This window comes from Marinobacter sp. BW6 (assembly GCF_008107725.1).
In the GTDB taxonomy this organism is placed as follows: domain Bacteria; phylum Pseudomonadota; class Gammaproteobacteria; order Pseudomonadales; family Oleiphilaceae; genus Marinobacter.
The window spans coordinates 926,374-945,486 of sequence record NZ_VIRN01000064.1; the positions used below are offsets into that span (position 1 = coordinate 926,374).

General features: G+C 57.6%; 20 protein-coding genes. 5 read left to right on the top strand and 15 right to left on the bottom strand.

The window, feature by feature from the left end; all coding sequences use genetic code 11:
• Window positions 1-105 precede the first annotated feature (105 nt).
• The 3 genes from FMN52_RS12785 to FMN52_RS12795 form a co-directional block, all read right to left on the bottom strand.
• Window positions 106-852: a pteridine reductase gene (locus FMN52_RS12785; protein WP_148608974.1), complete on the bottom strand. Its 747-nt coding sequence runs from the start codon at window positions 850-852 to the stop codon at window positions 106-108.
• Window positions 853-861: 9 nt separating this feature from the next.
• Window positions 862-1,983, bottom strand: a complete 1,122-nt coding sequence (locus FMN52_RS12790) for a multifunctional CCA tRNA nucleotidyl transferase/2'3'-cyclic phosphodiesterase/2'nucleotidase/phosphatase (protein ID WP_148608975.1) — start codon at window positions 1,981-1,983, stop codon at window positions 862-864.
• A 147-nt stretch (window positions 1,984-2,130) separates the two neighbouring features.
• Window positions 2,131-3,390: a conjugal transfer protein TraF gene (locus FMN52_RS12795; protein ID WP_148608976.1), complete on the bottom strand. Its 1,260-nt coding sequence runs from the start codon at window positions 3,388-3,390 to the stop codon at window positions 2,131-2,133.
• Between the two features lie 248 nt (window positions 3,391-3,638).
• Here FMN52_RS12795 and FMN52_RS12800 point away from each other — a divergent pair, with 248 nt between their 5' ends.
• Window positions 3,639-4,187, top strand: a complete 549-nt coding sequence (locus FMN52_RS12800) for an LPP20 family lipoprotein (protein WP_148608977.1) — start codon at window positions 3,639-3,641, stop codon at window positions 4,185-4,187.
• A 27-nt stretch (window positions 4,188-4,214) separates the two neighbouring features.
• On the top strand, window positions 4,215-5,420 hold the full coding sequence (locus FMN52_RS12805) for a flagellar assembly protein T N-terminal domain-containing protein (RefSeq protein WP_148608978.1): 1,206 nt from the start codon (window positions 4,215-4,217) through the stop codon (window positions 5,418-5,420).
• A gap of 12 nt (window positions 5,421-5,432) precedes the next feature.
• On the opposite strand, the gene FMN52_RS12810 is transcribed toward FMN52_RS12805, so the two are convergent.
• The 8 genes from FMN52_RS12810 to yegQ all read right to left on the bottom strand — a co-directional run bounded on the left by FMN52_RS12810 (window position 5,433) and on the right by yegQ (window position 13,413).
• Window positions 5,433-5,903: a SufE family protein gene (locus FMN52_RS12810; protein ID WP_148608979.1), complete on the bottom strand. Its 471-nt coding sequence runs from the start codon at window positions 5,901-5,903 to the stop codon at window positions 5,433-5,435.
• Entirely contained in the window at window positions 5,904-6,446 is a 543-nt protein-coding gene (gene sufT / locus FMN52_RS12815) for a putative Fe-S cluster assembly protein SufT (RefSeq protein ID WP_148608980.1), read from the bottom strand.
• A gap of 79 nt (window positions 6,447-6,525) precedes the next feature.
• A complete protein-coding gene (locus FMN52_RS12820; protein WP_148608981.1) occupies window positions 6,526-6,879 on the bottom strand; it encodes an iron-sulfur cluster assembly accessory protein in 354 nt (117 codons plus the stop codon).
• Window positions 6,880-6,892: 13 nt separating this feature from the next.
• A complete protein-coding gene (locus tag FMN52_RS12825) occupies window positions 6,893-8,146 on the bottom strand; it encodes a cysteine desulfurase (RefSeq protein WP_148608982.1) in 1,254 nt (417 codons plus the stop codon).
• 6 nt (window positions 8,147-8,152) lie between these two features.
• Window positions 8,153-9,439 carry a Fe-S cluster assembly protein SufD gene (gene sufD / locus FMN52_RS12830; protein WP_148608983.1) on the bottom strand — a complete coding sequence of 429 codons (1,287 nt, stop codon included), beginning with the start codon at window positions 9,437-9,439 and terminating at the stop codon, window positions 8,153-8,155.
• Window positions 9,440-9,451: 12 nt separating this feature from the next.
• Window positions 9,452-10,225, bottom strand: coding sequence for a Fe-S cluster assembly ATPase SufC (sufC, locus tag FMN52_RS12835; RefSeq protein ID WP_148608984.1), 774 nt, complete (start codon window positions 10,223-10,225; stop codon window positions 9,452-9,454).
• A gap of 85 nt (window positions 10,226-10,310) precedes the next feature.
• Window positions 10,311-11,759, bottom strand: coding sequence for a Fe-S cluster assembly protein SufB (sufB, locus tag FMN52_RS12840; RefSeq protein ID WP_148608985.1), 1,449 nt, complete (start codon window positions 11,757-11,759; stop codon window positions 10,311-10,313).
• A 334-nt stretch (window positions 11,760-12,093) separates the two neighbouring features.
• Entirely contained in the window at window positions 12,094-13,413 is a 1,320-nt protein-coding gene (gene yegQ / locus FMN52_RS12845; protein ID WP_148608986.1) for a tRNA 5-hydroxyuridine modification protein YegQ, read from the bottom strand.
• A gap of 158 nt (window positions 13,414-13,571) precedes the next feature.
• Between yegQ and FMN52_RS12850 the strand changes: the two genes are divergently transcribed.
• Window positions 13,572-13,928: a helix-turn-helix transcriptional regulator gene (locus FMN52_RS12850; RefSeq protein ID WP_064227559.1), complete on the top strand. Its 357-nt coding sequence runs from the start codon at window positions 13,572-13,574 to the stop codon at window positions 13,926-13,928.
• Window positions 13,929-13,934: 6 nt separating this feature from the next.
• Here FMN52_RS12850 and fabB read toward each other — a convergent pair whose 3' ends face one another.
• Complete coding sequence (gene fabB / locus FMN52_RS12855; protein WP_148608987.1) at window positions 13,935-15,146, bottom strand: beta-ketoacyl-ACP synthase I; 1,212 nt, start codon at window positions 15,144-15,146, stop codon at window positions 13,935-13,937.
• An 11-nt stretch (window positions 15,147-15,157) separates the two neighbouring features.
• A complete protein-coding gene (gene fabA / locus FMN52_RS12860) occupies window positions 15,158-15,667 on the bottom strand; it encodes a bifunctional 3-hydroxydecanoyl-ACP dehydratase/trans-2-decenoyl-ACP isomerase (RefSeq protein ID WP_148608988.1) in 510 nt (169 codons plus the stop codon).
• A 219-nt stretch (window positions 15,668-15,886) separates the two neighbouring features.
• Between fabA and FMN52_RS12865 the strand changes: the two genes are divergently transcribed.
• Window positions 15,887-16,402, top strand: a complete 516-nt coding sequence (locus FMN52_RS12865; protein ID WP_148608989.1) for an SRPBCC family protein — start codon at window positions 15,887-15,889, stop codon at window positions 16,400-16,402.
• A gap of 8 nt (window positions 16,403-16,410) precedes the next feature.
• Here the strand turns inward: FMN52_RS12865 and FMN52_RS12870 are convergent, their stop codons facing one another.
• Entirely contained in the window at window positions 16,411-17,595 is a 1,185-nt protein-coding gene (locus FMN52_RS12870) for an NnrS family protein (RefSeq protein WP_148608990.1), read from the bottom strand.
• A gap of 122 nt (window positions 17,596-17,717) precedes the next feature.
• On the opposite strand from FMN52_RS12870, the gene FMN52_RS12875 reads away from it, so the two are divergent.
• Window positions 17,718-18,089 (top strand): SirB2 family protein, encoded by a 372-nt coding sequence (locus FMN52_RS12875; RefSeq protein ID WP_148608991.1) that lies wholly within the window; start codon window positions 17,718-17,720, stop codon window positions 18,087-18,089.
• A gap of 1 nt (window position 18,090) precedes the next feature.
• On the opposite strand, the gene FMN52_RS12880 is transcribed toward FMN52_RS12875, so the two are convergent.
• Complete coding sequence (locus tag FMN52_RS12880) at window positions 18,091-18,912, bottom strand: ion transporter (RefSeq protein WP_148608992.1); 822 nt, start codon at window positions 18,910-18,912, stop codon at window positions 18,091-18,093.
• Between the last annotated feature and the right edge of the window lie 201 nt (window positions 18,913-19,113).

Genomic DNA, 19,113 nt, shown 5'->3' on the forward strand with positions numbered 1-19,113 from the left:
GCGCGCGCGGGACTGGGGCCGGCGCGTGCAGGATTGAAAACTGCTTGCATTGTATCCGGAAAGCGGCGCCCGGCCAAAGAACAGGCCCTGAGCGCGCAGGTATCGCTACATATTCAGGCTTCGGCCGCCATCAACAGAGATGATCTGACCGGTTATGAACGGCGCATCGCAGATCAGGAACGCGATGGTTTTGGCGATATCACGGGGGTTGCCAGTTCGGGCCAGTGGGGTCTTTTGGAGAATTGCCTGCTGCGCTGATTGATCCATCTCGGCTTCGCCCTCTGGCCAGAGGATTGCGCCTGGCGATACGCCGTTCACCCGCACATCCGGCGCCAGGTCTTTTGCCCAGGAGCGTGTCAGGGCGGCCAGGCCGGCCTTGCTGGCGCAGTATAGTGGGTGGTCATCGATGGGTCTTTCACTGTAGATGTCGATCAGGTTCACTACGCTGCCCCGGTTTCGCCGAAGTTCTGCCAGACACGCCTGAAGCAGGAAAAATGGAGCCCTGAGGTTGGTGTTCAGGATGGTGTCCCAGTCGTCTTCGGTAGCGTCCGCTGTCGGGGTGGGGTAGAACACCGATGCATTATTCACCAGTGCGTCCAGTCGGCCCCATTGTGCCGCGGCGTCAGTGGCCAGTTGGTCTAATCCGGCCGTTCGGCTCAGATCCGCCTGAAGGGCGCAGGCGGAGTCCGGCCGTTGCCGGTTCATCTGTTCAGTCAGGGCATTTGCCTGCTCTTCCCGGCTCCGATAATGAATCACCAGGTTCCAGCCTCTTTCGTGCAGTGTCCGCGCAGTTTGTGCCCCGAGACGGTGGGCTGCGCCGGTGACCAGAGCAACAGGTGTCGTGGACGGCATGGTGGCTCCTCAGTCGTTGGTCGTTGCGACGGCGTCGCAGATCCGTTTCATGCGCTCAGTCCGGATTGCGCTACCCAGTTCCTTGCCTTTGTAGCCTTGGGCCAGGAGTACTTTAGGGTCAACCCCGCTGGCCGCTTCCGATGCCTTTCGAAGCAGGCTGAGTGGGCCGGAATCCCCGGGCAGGGAGCACTCCAGGACTCTCAGAAGCGCAGAGAAGCGTTCCGGGCGGCGCCAGAAATCCGCCTGATCCAGAAGGTCCAGCAGGACTTTGGCTTCAGGCTGCTGAGCATCGATGCCCCGGATCTGCGCCGTAAAGGCTGTAACCAGTCTCGCCAAATTCTGACAGTCATTAGGGGCCTTCAGGGCTTTGGCCCGGGCCAAAGCTACCGATTCTTCCAGCGGCGAGAGCAGAGCGGCGAAGCGCTCGTCGGTATCAGCATCGGCCTGATTGTGGACACATTGAAGTGTCTCCATAGCCTCGGAAAATGCATGAGATGGCTCGATTTCCGGAATCAGTACCGAGAGTGCTCCGCAGTCACGGAGGACTTCAAAAAACGCCTCGGGCGCCTTTTCATGCAGTGCTCGCTTAAATTCCTGCCAGACCCGTTCCGGAACCAGTTGGTCCACTTCTCCGCTATCCACCATGCTCTGCATCAGAGCCATAGTCTGGTCGCACACGCTAAATCCCAGTGGCCGAAAGCGGGCTGCGAACCGGGCGATGCGCAGAATTCTAAGGGGGTCTTCGGTGAAGGCTTCCGAAACATGGCGAAGCTTGCGATCTTCTATGTCACGTTGGCCATCAAAGGGGTCTACCAGATCACCGCCTTCAGTTTTTGCCATTGCATTGACGGTCAGGTCGCGTCGCCTCAAGTCCTGCTCCAGGGTGACGTCCGGCGCGCTGTAGACGGTGAAACCGTGGTAGCCGCGTCCCTGTTTTCGCTCGGTGCGAGCCAGGGCGTATTCTTCCCGGGTACGGGGATGCAGAAATACCGGAAAGTCGGCGCCTACCTGTTTAAATCCGTTGGCAAGCATTTCCTTGGGGGTTGCGCCTACGACCACCCAGTCCCGGTCCTTGACCTTAAGCCCGAGTAATTCATCACGAACGGCACCGCCAACCAGATAGACCTGCATGAAATGTCTGATTCCTTTCGGATAGTGTGTGGCTGGATTATCCGGTTCCCGGGCAGGGCAGGCAAACCTGTGACGCGCCTGGTCATAAAAAAGCCCGCCCGGGGTGCCTGGGCGGGCTTCGATTTACTGCCGCAAATCAGTGTCCGGTCAGAACGCCGTGCCAAGCTCCAGAGCCGCGCCCACATCGGCATCGCTGTACAGGGCGCCGATATCGAGTCGGACGCCGACAATGTTCAGGCCAAGACCGGCGGTAAACTGTGTCTTCTCTTCAATGCCCTCGTTGTCATCGTTGCTGGCCAGGTTGTGGCGAACGCCGACTCGAAGCTGGGCGTAACGGAAGGCATCGAACTCCGCTCCCAGGGCAAGCCACTGTGTGTCATCTTCGTAGCCAAAGGCTTCTTTCTTGGTCAGGTCAATTTCTGCGGTGACGACGTGGTATTCGCTCTTGTGGGCAATACCTGCCGTTGCCATGGGGTCGAGTTCCAGTGTCCGCACTTCCTCACCCAGCTCCGGGCGGCTGGCTGCAGAGTCCAGCTCCATTGGGATGAGGTTCTTGACCACGATACCTGCATTCCACTGTTTCTCATCGCCAAATGCATAAGCTGCACCGATATCCAGGTTAAAGCCGCTCTTGTCGGTCTGGTATTGGTCACTGTCGAAATCATCGTCTTCGAAACCGGAAATGGTTTCCGTGTATTGGAAAGTTTGCAGGTTGATGTACTTGGGTGAAACACCCAACTGCATTACATCACCATTAGCCAGCTGAAACTCTCGGGCGAAGCTGATCCCAACCTCGGAAACAGCGGAGGCCAGAATTTTGCCGCGGGATTCAAGGTCATCTGTAATGCCTGAGGGTGGCAGGGTGTTGCCATTCTCGATAGCTTCGAGAATGGCATCATCGTCCTCGTCGTATTCCCCCCGAACGGTCGCAGTAAGGTTGCCATTGGCGAACACGCCTACCGACAGTTTCGGCCCGGGAAAGGCGACCGAGAGTCCAAGGCCGGCGTTAACGCGGGCAGTATCCTCATCAAAGGCCTGAAGCTGATCACGGAGCTTGGCAGCCTGCCCCTGTGCTTCTGCCTGATTCAGGTCGTCGATGGCCTGTTCAAAGTCATCAATGGTGTCCTGAATATCATCCACTTGATCAATGGTTTCTTCTTCGTCTGCGGCCCTTGCATTCACGGAGGGTAGTATCAGTCCGAAATCATCGTTCCAGCTATGGTGATCCGCGGCCATCATCGCCGGGTTGTCCGCTGGTGCCGTGGAGGGCGTTGCTACAGCAACTCCAGTGCCGCCCATGGCGAAAGAGCGGGCAGACATAAAAGACTGTGGGCTGGCCAGGGCAGAGGAGGTGGCAATGGATAGGCCAATGGCTACAGAAAGTTTGGTCAGACGATGTCCGGTCATGAATAATCCTGTCGGGTAAAAAGGCAAAATAGATATTAAGTAACTGAAAGGTTAATGCAGAACCTTATCCAGCTCATGACGCATGGGGTAACGGTTTGTTTTTGATGTGTAAACAGAGGCATTTTTTTGCCGCATAGGGGTTGCAAAACAATGCGGTTGGGGACTGTTGATCGGAATATCAGGGAGTTAGAAAAACTGGCGTAGTTTTTTCATGGGAAACCGGAAATGACGTTTTCTGGAGACACGCAATGAACCTTCGCTGGATACTTATGCCTCTGCTGGCAACAACGGTGGCTGCCTGTGCGCCTGTTGGCAGTTACCAGGGGGATAACGGCAGCCAGTCCCGTCAGGATACCGAGCTGGAGTCCATCACAGTGCGGGTGAGCGGCCTTGGTACCTATGAGGATGTTGCGGCCGATCGTTCGAATACCCGCAAACGTCTGATGGCCCGGCGAGCCTCCCAGCTGGACGCCTATCGGAACCTCGTTGAGCGGGTTTACGGCACCGTCGTGTACGGCAGCTCCACCGTCAATGATTTTGTGCTGCGCAATGACACGTTCAGAACCTACGTCGACAGTTACATTCGCGGCGCCAAGCTGGTCGCCGTTAACGAGCACAGCGACGGTGTGTTCGAGACCGTGATGGAACTGAAACTTGAGCCACGTTTCCGGGCCTGTGTTGCCAAGGTCGCTGATGATCAGGTGCAGGATCTCTGCCCAATCCCCATGCCGCAGGAAAATGACAGTGTGGGCGATGTGCAGAGCAAGGGCGTGGATTCCCTGTATTACCTTGATTGATCGAGAGTATAGAGAGTATCGAGAATTATGAAACGCTTGCTGTCACTGGCTGTGCTCGGAGCTCTGGCCCTTTTCGTGGTTTCAGGCGCCCAAGCCGTTGTTCTGGAGGGCGTGGGTCACGCCAATATCCACGACGGAAATCTGGAAGCCGCCCGGGCCGAGGCTCGCAGGGCCGCGATCCGGGATCTGTCTCTGCAGTATGAGGCCAGGGTAAGCACGCACGACACTATGGAAAACGGCGTTATCACCGAGTCCCGGATGGATCTTGCGTCAAGCGCCAGGGCCCGGAACGTGCGGATAATCGATGAGTACCAGAGCGGCAACCTGTTGCGGGTGATTGTCCGGGGAGATATCAGCGAGAGTCGCAGTCAGTGTGGCGCGGGAGATGCTGGCCGGCTGAAAAAGCGGGTCGCGGTGACCGGGTTCCCGATGCTTTATCCAGACCAGGCCAGAGTCGGGCGTATTGACGATGCCGGCGAAATCTTGCCGCAACAGCTCCAGCAGCGTTTGGTGGCCCAGGGCGGGCTGCAGGTTTTCGGGGCTACCACTTCCCGAATGTTTACTGACCTGCTGAACGCACCGACAGTTCAACAGGGCGACAATCGATTGAGCAACGTACTCGAGCTGGCCCGGGAAATGGGCGTGCAGTTCGTGGTGACCGGGGTTATTCGTGATCTTGGCGTTGCAGACCCCTCGGCGTGGGGCACCTCCGTACTGGACAAGATGCAACGGGGCATTGGGGTGGTGGACCAACGGCGTCGTTTTGCTGCGGATCTCATTATCTTTGACGGGTTCAGTGGTGCGCCTGTCTACCGGCAGCGGTTTGCCACAGCGGCAGACTGGAATGCGGGCCCCGGCAGTTCAACCGGATTCGGATCGGCGGGCTTTCAGAAAACCGTCTATGGTCAGGCAGTCGATGGCGTGATCGGGGAAATGGCGGCGGCTGTAACCGAGGCGCTGGCGTGTCAGCCTTTTATTACCCGGATTGCGCGAGTGGACGGCCACGGGGTAACGCTGGATTCGGGTGCCACAGCCGGGCTTCGACCGGGCGACGAGTTGAAACTCTACCGTAGCAAGCGCTATCTGGATTCCCCAGAGGATTCGCCGGAACTGCAAGACAGTGAGGTTTCAGTAACGCTCGATAGGGTACAGCCGCATTTCAGCCGGGGCACAATGCCCCAGCTTGGCGGAATCGTTAACATTCAGAGAGATGATATAGCGATTATCTGGTAAGACTGGCAGGCATCAGTTGCTGGTGCCGGCCACTTCGGCGGCCGCAATATCCCGGATTTTGCCGACCATGGCTCGAAGCCCGTTGCCGCGGGTCGGGGAAATGTGGCGGAACAGGTCCAACTGCTCAAACAATTCATCGATGTCTGTGGCCAGGAGATCCCTCGGAGTCTTGCCGTTCAGGGCGACCAGGATGATGGCGGCCAATCCGCGAACGATCATGGCGTCCGAGTCGATCAGCAGGTACAGGCGACCACTGGCTTCATCGTAATGGTGTATCAGCCAGACCTGGCTCTGGCAGCCGTGAACATAATTCTCTTCAACCCTGGCCTCCTCCGGGAAGGCGGGAAGCTGTTTGCCCAGATCAATAATAAAGGCGTAGCGCTCTTCCCAGTCGTCCAGCAGTTCGAAGCCATCGAGAACGTCTTCGAGGGTGGTGTCTTTGCCCAAAGGGTTGTTCAGAAAGTCCTGTTCACTGGCAGTCATTTACAGCATTCCCAGTTCGAGTTTGGCTTCGTCGGTGAGCATGTCGTTGCTCCAGGGCGGATCGAAGGTCAGCTCAACGGTGACTTTGTCCACGTTGGGCACATGCTCCAACTTGGTTTTCACATCTTCGGTAATAACCGGCCCCATGCCGCAGCCAGCGGCAGTCAGTGTCATCAGGACGTAGACATGGTTGCCGTCTTCGGTGCCATTTTCAATCTTGCACTCGTAAATCAGGCCCAGATCGACCACGTTCACCGGAATTTCCGGGTCGTAGCAGTTCTGCATGGCTTCCCAGACCTGATTTTCGTTGACGGTGCCGTCTTCAGGGGTCTCGAAGCTGCTTTCCAGCGGTTTCTTGCCAAGCGCATCGGCATCGTGGCCTTCAATCCGGGCAAGGTTGCCGTTCACGGCGACCGTGAAGGTGCCACCCAGCGACTGTGTGATGGTCACAAAGGTGTCCGACGGAATCATGATTTCGGTTCCGGAAGGAACAAGGCGGGCTTCCACCTCGCGTTTGGTCAGGACCACTTCCCGTTCTTGCATGCCTGTTCGGGCCTCGCTTTTATCAATCTCTGGTGTCGGATTACGCTTTGCTAATCCGACCTACACGTTCAGTGAGGGATTACGCTACGGTAAAGCTCTCGCCGCATCCGCATTCTGCAGTGGCGTTCGGATTGCGGAAGTGAAACATGGAGTTCACACCCTCGGTGATGAAGTCGATCTCAATGCCATTCACCAGAGGCAGGTGCTCCTCTTTAACGAAGACGTCGACGCCATCAATGTGGAAAACCTTGTCGTCGGCTGCGACATCTTCCACCCATTGGGTTTCGTACTTGAAGCCGGAGCAGCCACTCTTTTTTATAGCCAGCCGAATGCCTTTGGCTTCCGGCTTTTTCTCCAGCTGTTTGCGTACGTGCTTGACCGCGCTTGGCGTCATGGTGACGGCAACGGTCGGGGTGAAGACTTCGGCTGTCATGATTCCACCTCCATCAGGCAAACAGACGCTGGACTTTCTGCAGGGCGGTAAACAATGTATCCACCTCGTCCAGTGTATTGTAGAACGCGAATGAGGCCCGGGCTGTACCGGGAACTCCATAGAAATCCATCAACGGCATGGCGCAATGATGGCCGGTGCGGATCGCAATACCCTGCTGATCCAGCAGCGTGCCTATATCACTGGGGTGCAGGCCGGCAATTTTAAAGGACATGACCGGCACTTTCTGTTTCGCGGTGCCGATGATTTGCATGCCAGGTACCGTTTCCACTAACTGGTTGGCCCGCTCAAGTAGAGCGACCTCCGCCGCTTCCATGGCCGGGCGATCCAGGCCGTTCAGGTAGTCGATGGCCGCGCCCAGCCCAACCGCCTCGGCAATGGCCGGGGTACCGGCTTCGAATTTGTAGGGCAGGGTGTTCCAGGTGGTCCGCTCAAACGAGACCCGTTCGATCATCTCTCCGCCGCCCTGGTAAGGGGGCATTTCCTCCAGCAATTGGGCCTTGCCGTAGAGCACGCCAATGCCCGTGGGGCCGAACAGCTTGTGAGACGAGAACACGTAGAAATCGCAGCCCAGCGCCTGCACATCCGGCTGGTAGTGTGGCACCGCCTGGGCGCCGTCCACCAGGGTAATAATGCCGTGGGCCTTGGCCTGTTCAACCAGGGCCGCCACCGGGTTTACGGTGCCAAGCACGTTGGAGACGTGGGTGATGGCCAGCACCCGGGTTTTCTCATTGAGCAGGCTGGTGAAAGATTCGAGATCCAGCTCGCCGTCCGGTGTCACTTGAATCGGAACCACTTTCGCCCCAGTGCGCTCGGCAATCATCTGCCAGGGCACAATGTTGGCGTGATGCTCCATGTGGCTCACCAGGATCTCGTCGCCGGCCTTCAGGCGCGGTGCCAGGCCGTTGGCAACCAGGTTGATGGCTTCGGTGGTGCCACGGGTCCAAATGATTTCCTTGGTGCTCTCGGCATTCAGGAAGTTGCGGACCGTCTCACGGGCACCTTCGAAGGCGGCGGTCGCACGATCTCCAAGCGTATGAGCGCCACGATGAACGTTGGAGTGCATTTCCCGGTAATACCGATCCATGGCGTTCAGCACAGCCTCTGGCTTCTGGGCCGATGCGCCGTTGTCCAGATACACCAGGGGTTTGCCGTTCACCTGCTGTGACAGGATCGGGAAATCCCGGCGAATCGCGTCCACATCGAAGGTGGTGCGCTTGGCGGTGCTTGCCACGGACAGATCGGTCATAACCGGTTACGCCTCCTGGAATGCCTGTTCGAAGAAGTGGTTCAGCCGGCCCTGGACCGTTTCCCGCACTGCTTCAATCGGAATCTGCTCTACCAGCTCGTTGATGAAGGCCATGGTGAGCAGAACGTTCGCCTCACGCCGGCCGATGCCTCGTGAAACCAGATAAAACAGTGAGATCTCATCAAGTTGGCCGATGGTTGCGCCATGGGCACATTTTACGTCATCGGCGTAGATTTCCAGCTCCGGCTTGGTATCGATCTCTGCCCCGTTGGACAGCAGCAGGTTCTTGTTGTTCATATCCGCATTGGACTTCTGGGCATCCTGATGGATATGAATCCGGCCATTAAAAACTGCGTGGGACTGGTCCGCTGCAATATTGCGGTAGGTCTCTTCGCTGTTGCAGTGGGCAGCCACGTGTTCAATGGTGGTGTGATTGTCGTAGTGCTGTTTGCCCTGGGTAACAACCACGCCGTTGAGCTTGCACTCGGCACCTTCGCCCTCCAGTCGAACCTGGAGGTCGTGCCGGCGCAGGGGGCCACCAAAGCCAACCGTGTGGCTTTCAAACCGGGAGCTACGTTGCTGCAGGACACCGGTAGAGCCAATGTGCTGGACATTCTCGCCTTCCATATTGAGGCGGACGCTGGTGATATTGGCGCCTTCGGCCACGTTGAATTCGGTAACAGTGTTGACCATCACCTGGGCCGAGCCGCTGGAGATATATTCTTCTACAAGGGTAATCTGGCTGTGGCGGCCGGCATCCACGAAAATGCGCGGGAAGGCTGAACCGCTTGCCTCGGCCGTGACCTCGTGGACAATGAACAGCGGCTGGTCGAGTACGGCGTCTGGCTTCAGGCGAATCAGCAGGCCGTCTTCAAAACGCGCAGAGTTGAGCCGGGCCATCTGGACCGCCTTGTTGTCCAGGGTGCTGTCCAGACGGTCCGCCAGGTCACTGGCTTCGTCGTCGCTCAGGTCACCAAAGCTTTTGATGCTGATGCCGTCCAGATCCGGGTATTCGCAGGCTTCCGGCATCATCACGCCGTTGAGGAACGCTACCTTGTAGCCGGGTACTGCCAAGCTGCTGCCGGTCTTGCCTTCCGCCGGCAGGGAGATGGCCATGTCGTCGGTCAGCTTCAAGTACTTGCTGGAGTATTTCCAGTTCTCGGTTTTCCGGGTCGGCAACGGCATGTCGACCAGTGCAGTACCCCGTTGCTTGCGCAGGGCAAGCAGTGGTTCCGGCAGAGACTGACCGGCTGGATGCAGGAACGCCGTGGAAAGAGTGGGTGCTGGTTTCATTCCGCGACCTCCTTAGTTGGCTGAACTGTCGGCAGTTTCTTCATCCTTGATGCCCAGCCAGCCATAGCCGCGTTCTTCCAGCTCCAGGGCCAGTTCGCGGCCGCCAGATTTAATGATCTTGCCGCCGGCCAGAACGTGCACGTAGTCCGGCACAATGTGATTCAGCAGGCGCTGGTAGTGGGTCACCATCAGGATGGCGCGGTCTTCCGCACGCAGAGCGTTCACGCCGTCAGAAACAACTTTCAGGGCGTCGATGTCGAGCCCGGAATCGGTCTCGTCGAGAATCGCCAGCTTCGGCTGCAGCAGCAGTGCCTGCATGATTTCGTTACGCTTTTTCTCACCGCCCGAGAAGCCTTCGTTAACGCCCCGCTTCAGGAACGCCGGGTCCAGATCCACCTGCTTGGAGATCTCTCGCGCAAGCTTCATGAACTCAGCCGCGTTCATTTCGTCCTGGCCTTTGTGCTGGCGCATGGCGTTTACGGCGGTGCGCAGGAACTGAAGGTTGCTAACGCCGGGAATTTCCACCGGGTACTGGAACGCCAGGAAGATGCCTTCGCGGGCGCGCTCTTCGGTTTCAAGTTCCAGCAGGTTGTCGCCGTTCAGGGTGATTTCACCCTCGGTAACTTCAAATGCTTCGTTGCCTGCCAGCACCTGCGACAGGGTGCTCTTACCAGAGCCGTTGGGGCCCATGATGGCGTGAACTTCCCCGGCCTTGATTTCCAGGTTGATGCCCTTGAGGATTTCTTTGCCCTCGACGGATGCGTGCAGGTTCTTGATGCTCAGCATTTGTAGACTTCTCTCTATTCCGAAATTCTGTCTGTAAAATTAGACTCGCTTGCTGGCCTCTTTGAGACCAGCAGGGCAAAGGTGTTTAACCAACGGACCCTTCGAGGCTTACCTCGAGCAGTTTGCCGGCTTCGACAGCGAACTCCATTGGCAGCTCCTTGAACACTTCCTTGCAGAAGCCGTTCACGATCATGGAGACCGCCTGTTCCGGTTCAATGCCGCGCTGACGGCAGAGGAACATCTGCTCGTCGCTGACCTTCGAGGTGGTTGCCTCGTGCTCGACGATGGCCGACTTGTTCTTGCTCTCGATGTACGGGAACGTGTGCGCGCCACAGCGATCGCCGATCAGCAGCGAGTCGCACTGGGTGAAGTTACGCGCCCCTTCCGCTCCGGGACCGAATTTCACCAGGCCACGGTAAGCGTTGGAGCTCTTGCCGGCCGAGATACCCTTGGAGATGATCGTGCTGGAGGTGTTTTTGCCCAGGTGAATCATCTTGGTGCCGGTGTCGGCCTGCTGGTAGTTGTTGGTTAGCGCTACGGAATAGAACTCGCCAACACTGTTTTCGCCCCGCAGGACGCAGCTCGGATATTTCCAGGTGACCGCAGAGCCGGTTTCGACCTGGGTCCAGGAGATCTTGGAGTTCTTGCCGATGGCGGCGCCACGCTTGGTGACGAAGTTGAAGATGCCACCTTTGCCTTCTTCGTCGCCGGGATACCAGTTCTGTACGGTGGAATACTTGATCTGGGCGTCGTCCAGGGCCACCAGCTCAACAACGGCCGCGTGCAGCTGGTTCTCGTCCCGCATCGGCGCGGTGCAACCTTCGAGGTAGCTCACGTAGCTGCTGTCTTCGGCGATAATGAGGGTGCGCTCGAACTGGCCGGTGTTGGCGGCGTTGATGCGGAAGTAGGTGGACAGCTCCATGGGACAGCGAACGCCCTTGGGTACGTACACAAAGGTACCGTCGGAGAAGACTGCGGAGTTCAGGCCAGCGAAGAAGTTGTCGCCAGCAGGCACTACCGAACCCAGGTATTTTTTGACCAGCTCCGGGTAATCCTGGATCGCTTCGGAGATGGAGCAGAAGATCACGCCGGCCTTGGCCAGTGGTTCCTTGAACGTGGTTGCTACGGAAACCGAATCGAATACTGCATCAACAGCTACGCCTGCCAGCTTTTCGCGCTCGTGCAGGGGAATGCCCAGCTTTTCGTAGGTTTTCAGCAGTTCCGGATCCACTTCGTCCAGGCTCTGGGGCATGTCTTCGGGGCGCTTGGGCGCGGAGTAGTAGGAAATCGAGTTGTAGTCGATTTTTGGGTAGCCCACATGGGCCCAGTCCGGCTCGTCCATCTCGAGCCAGCGACGGTAGGCTTTCAGACGCCACTCCAGCATCCATTCCGGTTCTTTCTTGAGGCCGGACAGGCGGGCGATAACGTCTTCATTAAGGCCGGGTTCGAACGTGTCGGATTCAATATCTGTTACAAATCCGTACTCGTATTCCCGTTTGATCAGCTCGTTCACCTCGGTGTCGGTGGTCGCCATGATCGTCGCTCCGTATTCTCTCATCGCGGGCTTGCGCCCTTGGTGTCGCCGACAGCCTCAAGATTGGCTGTCGATCGGATGTCATCAGTTTGGGTGTTGCAGTGATCGCTCAACCTGTGAGTACGCCCTGCAATCGCTTTTTGGATGACGGATTTTCAAAGCCGGTGTTGAAAAATAAGCAGATAAAGCCGCTTTGATCCATCGCTTCTGGCCAGCGATTATACAATACCAGAGTAAAATAGTCAGGTATTAATTTATGGGTGGGGTGATTATACCTTAATCGGCCATTGGGGCACTAAGGGACTGGCAATGGGGCCGATAGTCAGACTAATTGCTAGTCGCCGGTAGTCAGGATTCTGGTGAGGTAGCTGTGCTCCAGAGTTTGTGGAAGATCAGTCGGTATCGGAATTCGCACGATATGCCCGCTGCCAGGCGCACAGTCCATGGCCTGGCCGTTTCGGTTTTCCATGATACTGGCCGAGAACCGGATGTTGCCGGTCGGGCTGATCAGTTCCAGTTGGTCACCGGGAGCAAATTTGTTTTTCACGTCGATGGTCAGCCACTGGTCATTCGCATCGGTGATAGTGCCGACAACCTGCTGGGTGCCGAGGAATGAGGAGCCCTGTTCGTAGGTCTGGTACTCCCGGGGCAGGTGGCGGCGGAGAAAGCCTTCGGTGTAGCCGCGGTTGGAGAGGGCCTCCAGTTCGTCCATCAGGCCCATGTCGAAGGGCTTGCCCTGCACGGCTTCGTCGATGGCGCGACGGTAAACCTGGGTGGTGCGGGCGACGTAGTAGGTGCTCTTTGTCCGGCCCTCAATTTTCAGGGAGTGAACGCCCATCTTTGCAAGTTCCGCCACGTGCTGAACGGCTCTCAAATCCTTTGAGTTCATGATGTAGGTGCCGTGCTCGTCTTCGTAGGCGGGAATGAAGCCGCCCGGGCGGTTGGGCTCTTCCATCAGGATTTCTTTGGGCGCCACTTCCTGCACTTCGCCGCCGCTACTGGTGGCGATCAGGTCACCGGTCTGGTCGTGGCCGTGTTGAACCTGCTTGTAGTTCCATCGGCAGGCGTTGGTGCAGGCGCCCTGGTTGGCGTCCCGGTGGTTCATGTACCCCGAGAGCAGGCAGCGACCGGAATAGGCCATGCACAGGGCGCCGTGTACGAAGACTTCCAGTTCCATGTCCGGCACGCGGTCTCGAATCTCGCGGATCTCATTCAGTGCCAGTTCCCGGGACAGGATCACCCGGCTGATGCCCTGCCGCCGCCAGAACTCCACGGTGGCCCAGTTCACCGCATTGGCCTGTACCGAGAGATGGATGGGCTGGTCTGGCCATTTCTCCCGCACCAGCATGATCAGGCCGGGGTCTGACATGATCAGGGCGTCGGGCTTTTGTTCCAGTACTGGCGCTAGATCCCTGAGATAGGACCGTACCTTGTCGTTGTGAGGTGCTATGTTGGAGACAAGGTAGAATTGTTTGCCCAGTTCGTGGGCCCGTTCAATGCCCGCGCCGAGCGCTGCAACGTCTTTGAAACTGTTGTTTCTTACTCTCAGCGAGTAGCGGGGCTGGCCAGCGTAGACCGCATCGGCGCCATAGGCGAAGGCGGTTTCCAGGTGTTCGGGGGTGCCCGCGGGGGCTAACAGTTCCGGGGTATTCATGGTGGCTCCGGGCGATTCTGAAAGTGGGGCATTTTGCCGTATGCCGCCGGGCGTTCCCTTGATCCTGCTCAAAGGTCTTATTGATTGTTTTCGGCTAACATGTGTACGCTCACGGTTCCGGTTTTTGGGACCGAAGCGTTGCAAAGGAGGAGTTCCAGATGGCATTAAAGCCTCTGACGCCAGAGGTGGCGCGGGCTTCGCTGAGTGTCAGGGTCAGTTCCCTGATCAGTGTGCAGCTTGCTCGTGGCAAGGTTGGTGTGGAAGTCGTGGCGTCGCAGCTGCATATGAGCCGTTACACGCTGCATAAGAAACTGAAGCGGGAAGGGCTGACGTTTGCTCGTCTGCTAGAGGATGTTCGTCGCAGGCAGGCTTTGACCTACATGCAGGACAAGACCAAGCCGCTGGTGGAAATTGCCGAGCAGCTTGGGTTTTCGGAGTTGAGTGCATTCAGCCGGGCTTTCAAGCGCTGGATGGGAACATCCCCGGCTGAATATCGCTCTGTCAGGCTGTCCTGATCCGGATCAGACCTTTTTGAACACCAGAGAGGCATTGGTGCCGCCAAAGCCAAAGCTGTTGCTCATCACCAGGTCCAGTTTCTGGTTATCCATGCGTTCCCGCACGATCGGGTAGCCTTCGGCCCCTTCGTCGAGGGTCTCGATATTTGCCGATGGAGCAATAAAGCCGTCACGCAGCATGATCAGGCTGTAGATAGCCTCATGCACGCCCGCCGCACCCAGGGCGTGGCCGCAAAGGGGTTTGGTGGAGCTCAACGGCGGGATCTTGTCGCCAAACGTCTCTTTCAGGGCTTTCAGCTCGGTGATATCCCCGGCCGGGGTGCTGGTGCCGTGAGTGTTCACGTAGCTGATTTCGCCATCCAGATTCTTCATTGCCTGTTTCATGCAGCGCACTGCGCCCTCGCCACTCGGGGCAACCATGTCGGCGCCATCGGAAGTTGCACCGAAGCCGACGAGCTCTGCCAGGATGTTCGCGCCACGAGCTTCGGCGTGTTCCAGCGCCTCAAGCGCGAGTACACCGCCGCCACCGGAAATAACAAAGCCGTCCCGGTTTGCGTCATAGGTGCGCGAGGCCAGTTCCGGTGTGTCGTTATACTTGGTAGACAGGGCGCCCATGGCATCGAACAGCAGGCTCAGGGTCCAGTGGATATCTTCGCCGCCGCCGGCAAACATCACATCCTGGCGCCCGAGAGCGATCAGATCTGCGGCATGGCCGATGGAGTGGGCGCTCGTGGCGCAGGCAGAGGTGATACCGTAGTTAATGCCGCGAATGCCAAACCCGGTTGCCAGTGACGCGTTAATGGCGCTGCCCATGGTGCGGGGCACACGATAAGGGCCAACCCGGCGGATGCCGCGGTCGCGATGGGTGTCGATGGAATCGAGCAGTTCAACTGTCGAGGCGCCACCCTGGCCGAAGATGATGCCGGTGGTATCGGCCTTGATGTGCTCATCGGTCAGCCCGGCCTGCTCGATGGCTTCGCGCATTGCCAGGTAGGTGTAACCGGAAGCCGGGCACATGAAGCGCCAAAGTTTCCGGTCAATCAATTCGGGCAGGTTCAGGTTGATCTGGCCACATATGTGGCTGCGCAGACCATTGTCCCGGGCTTCTTCGCTGAAGCCGATGCCGGAACGGGATTCCCTGAGTGACTGGGCGACTTCCTTCTGGTTGGTACCAAGGCTGGAAACAATGCCCATACCGGTGATTACAACACGACGCATCCTGTTAACTCCTAAAAATCATCGGTCGAGGTGAACATGCCGACCCGCAGGTCTTTGGCAGTGTAGATTTCCCGGCCATCTACTTCCATCCGGCCATCCGCGATTGCCATGGTCAGCTTTCGTCTGATCACGCGCTTGAGGTCGAGGCGGTACGTGACTTTTTTCGCCGTGGGTAGCACCTGACCAGTGAATTTCACTTCACCAGAGCCCAGTGCACGACCCTTGCCTTCACCGCCACCCCACGCCAGGAAGAATCCCACCAGCTGCCACATGGCGTCCAGGCCAAGGCAACCCGGCATCACAGGATCGTCAACAAAGTGTACCTTGAAGAACCACAGGTCCGGGTTGATGTCGAGCTCGGCCACCAGGCTGCCCTTACCGTAGAGGCCATCGTCATCTGCGATATGCGTGACGCGGTCAAACATCAGCATCTCGTTGATGGGCAAACGCATGGAACCAGGGAAGAGCTCGCCATGGCCGCATTTGATCAGGTCTTCTTTGTCAAAATGATCCGGGTTCATAGTGCCAGTATCTCTGTTACAAAATGGTTTCCTTATACTTTAGCTCGAATTTCGCGATGAGCTATTGACCTTTAGTGGATGATTATTGGTTTGGAGTTACCGGATTTCGACTGTTCAGCCCGTTTGATGGTCATCAAGGTGGTTGCCTGGCCCTCCAAATACAATCATCTGGAGTCCGTTTTGTGAAATCCGGAGATTCGAAACTGGCAAGGAGGGCGTATGTCCGGGAACGAGGAAACCATCGAAGGCAAGGTTCGGCGCGAGGGTGACCGGGTTATGGTGCGGTTGGAAAGAGAAACCGGGCACTTGCCGGAGAGAGTCTGGGAGATGTTGACAGACTCAGTGTATCTGGCCGAGTGGTTAGCGCCGGGTACACTCGACGCCAGGCCGGGCGGTCGGGTTCAACTGGATTTCGGCAACAGCGGTATGCCGATCGATTGCCGGGTCACGGATTGCCAGCCCAATCGTCGTCTGGCTTATTCCTGGAGTTCCGGCGATTCCCCCGAGCGGCCATTGGTATGGGAGCTTGAGCCCATTGATGAGGGCTCCCGCCTGTCACTGACATTACTGCTGCCTGATGATGAGCTGGTGCCCATTGCCTGCGCGGGCTGGGATGCGCACCTTGAAATGTTACTGGCGGCCCTGGAAGGGATCAGCATCCATTTTCCAGCCAGCCGTTTTCGACAGGCCAGGGCCCGGTTTGAGTTGCTGGTCAGGGAGCAATTAGCCGCCTGACCAGTAGTTCAGCCTTCGCGGCCATCTGGTCTCGGGCTGGCCAGGATCCCGGTGTAGCGGTACAGGAACAGCCCGAAGGCAAGTAACCAGAGCAAAGTGCTGGAGCCAATGCCGGGGTGCCACGGAATAATCTCGAAGGCTGTGAGCACCCGGATCAGCGCGGCCAGATGAATGGCAATGAATGCAAGCACCATTCCCCTGGGTAACACCAGCGCTCTGCCACTGTGGCCGAGGGAGACCCGGGCGATGACTCCGAGAATCAGGCAACCAACGGCACCGGTTCCAGCCGCGTGACTCCAGGCGTTGGATGGCCAGCCGGCGAAGAGCGTGCCTGCCAACAGGAACAGGGCCACCGGCACCCACAGGATGGACAGGTGCAGAATCCAGAGCAGGGGTTCCTGGCGAACGAGCCAGCCCTTCCATCCTGCCAGACGCACCAGCATAAGCACACCGGACAGCAACGCCAGCAAACCGGTAACGGTTTGCCAGCCAGTCACCAGGGATGCCATCAGCAGAATCAGGCTGAATACAGTTGCCATGTCCAGCGCGGGATTGGTCTTTACAGCGTTACTGTCGAGTCCCCTCTGGCGCAACCAGCCGGTGGAAAACGCCGGAGTGATGCGGCCACCGACAATGCTGATCAGTGCCATGGCCATGATCAGGGCACCATAACTGAAGGCCATGTCGAGGCGGGTGACAAAGCCGATCTGCATCAACCAAAGCAGGCCGAGTACCACCATGATCATGAGTTGTCGTTTTTGCCTGGCGTGCCAGATTCGCCAGCCGGCATCCACCATCACCAGGGGCAGGAAAGCCAGGTTCACTCCCTGCACCAACCAATACGGCAGGTCGGCGCCAGTTGCCAACAGCAGGCGGCCGGCCAGCCAAACGCCCCACAGCAGCACCAACTTGAATCCGTGGGTGCGCTCGGTCTGGGTCCACACGCAGACGGCGGTTAACAGGAACCCCGCGATTGCTGCCGACAGGAAACCGAACAGCATCTCGTGCTGATGCCAGAGCAAGCCGGGCATCGCCAGGGGCAGGCTAATGACGCCATTGACCTGCATTACCCAGAGGGGAATGGCGGCAAGGGCCAGAACGGTCATGGACAGAAAGAAAATCCGGAAGGGGTAGGAAAATAACTGACTGACGCTGGCAGACGCCCGTTCAGGGGAAGTTGGAATGGCCCGCATAGATGTCTCCCATATACATGTATTCTGAGTATATGTTAAACCCTGGCATCCGGGTTAACCATACCTGCTTGTAGGTAGATTGCGTACAATGCGGCAAAACGTTTGTTAACAAAGGAACTTTCATGACCGCGTACATGCTTCTCAAGCACCTGCACGTGACCACCGCGTACCTCACCATCACCCTGTTTGCCCTGCGCCTGCTGCTGGACGCCGTCGGAAGACCGGGCTGGCGCCAGACCCCGCTGCGGTTCATCCCCCACATCAACGACACCATTCTGCTGGTGGCGGCGATCTCGCTGGTTTTTGTGGCCGGGTACGCTTCGGCCATGCCCGGGTGGCTGATTGCCAAAATTGTATTGCTGGTCGGCTACATCATTGCCGGCGTATTCGCCCTGAAAACCACCCTCGGAAAGCCCGTTCGAATTTCTGCTGCGGTGCTTGCTCTGGTGCAGGTGAGCGCCATCCTGCATCTGGCAATGACCAAGCCATTCTGAGTCAGCGCTTTTCGCTGATCTGCTTCGTCAGCTCCGCCAGCTGTACCTGAACGGCCTGGAGCTGGCGGGCAATCTCGTCTCGCTCATCATGGGCCTTCTGGGCCTGCTTGGCGTTCTGCTCCTCGCTCATGACCTCCAGGATCGCCCCGATCATCATGTTCAGGAAAACAAACGCCGTCAGGAAAATGAACGTGATGTAGAAAATCCAGCTGAGCGGGTATTGCTCCATGGTGGCGTACATCACATCGGTCCAGTCCTCGAAGGTGGCCACACGGAAGAGTGTCAGCATGGCAATGGCCACATCACCCCAGAGCTCCTCATCTACACTGGTAAAGAACATTGAGCCCATGGCCGCGTAGATATAGAAAATGATGAACATCAGCAGGGCGATATAGCCCATGCGCGGAATCGCTTTTAACAGCGAGTTGATCAGGAACCGGAGTTCCGGAACCACGGATACCAGGCGCAATACCCGGAACACCCGCAACAGACGCCCCAGCAACACCGCTTCAGAATTATCCAGAGGAATCAGACTGCCGATCACCACCAGGGTATCGAACAGGTTCCAGCCGTCGAACAGAAAGCGTTTCTTGTTTGCGCATACACTAAAACGGAACAGGATCTCCATCAGGAAAAACAGCGTAATGCCGTTGTCCATCACGATGAGCGACTTCTCCACCAGGGGGGGCAGGTCATAGGTTTTGGCACCAATGGTCAGTGCCGACAGGATGATGATGGCAATGACAGCACCCTGAAAAACCTTGCTGGACTCAATGCGGCGGAGTTTCTCGAAACCGGAGGCGGGGTTCAATTGGGGCGACATGGCAGGCGACGGCTCCAGATGATTCGGGGAAGGCCGAATTCTAAAGGGCCGGGACAGAATTGGATAGCCTCAACAACAGACGATCGTGTTGCAAAGTACGCGGCTGCACGCAATTAGCAGGATTTATTCAGCTAGATCAGAAATATTCATTCGTGCGATGGGCAAACCCTTCCCATAATCAACTCGCAAACAATAAAACCA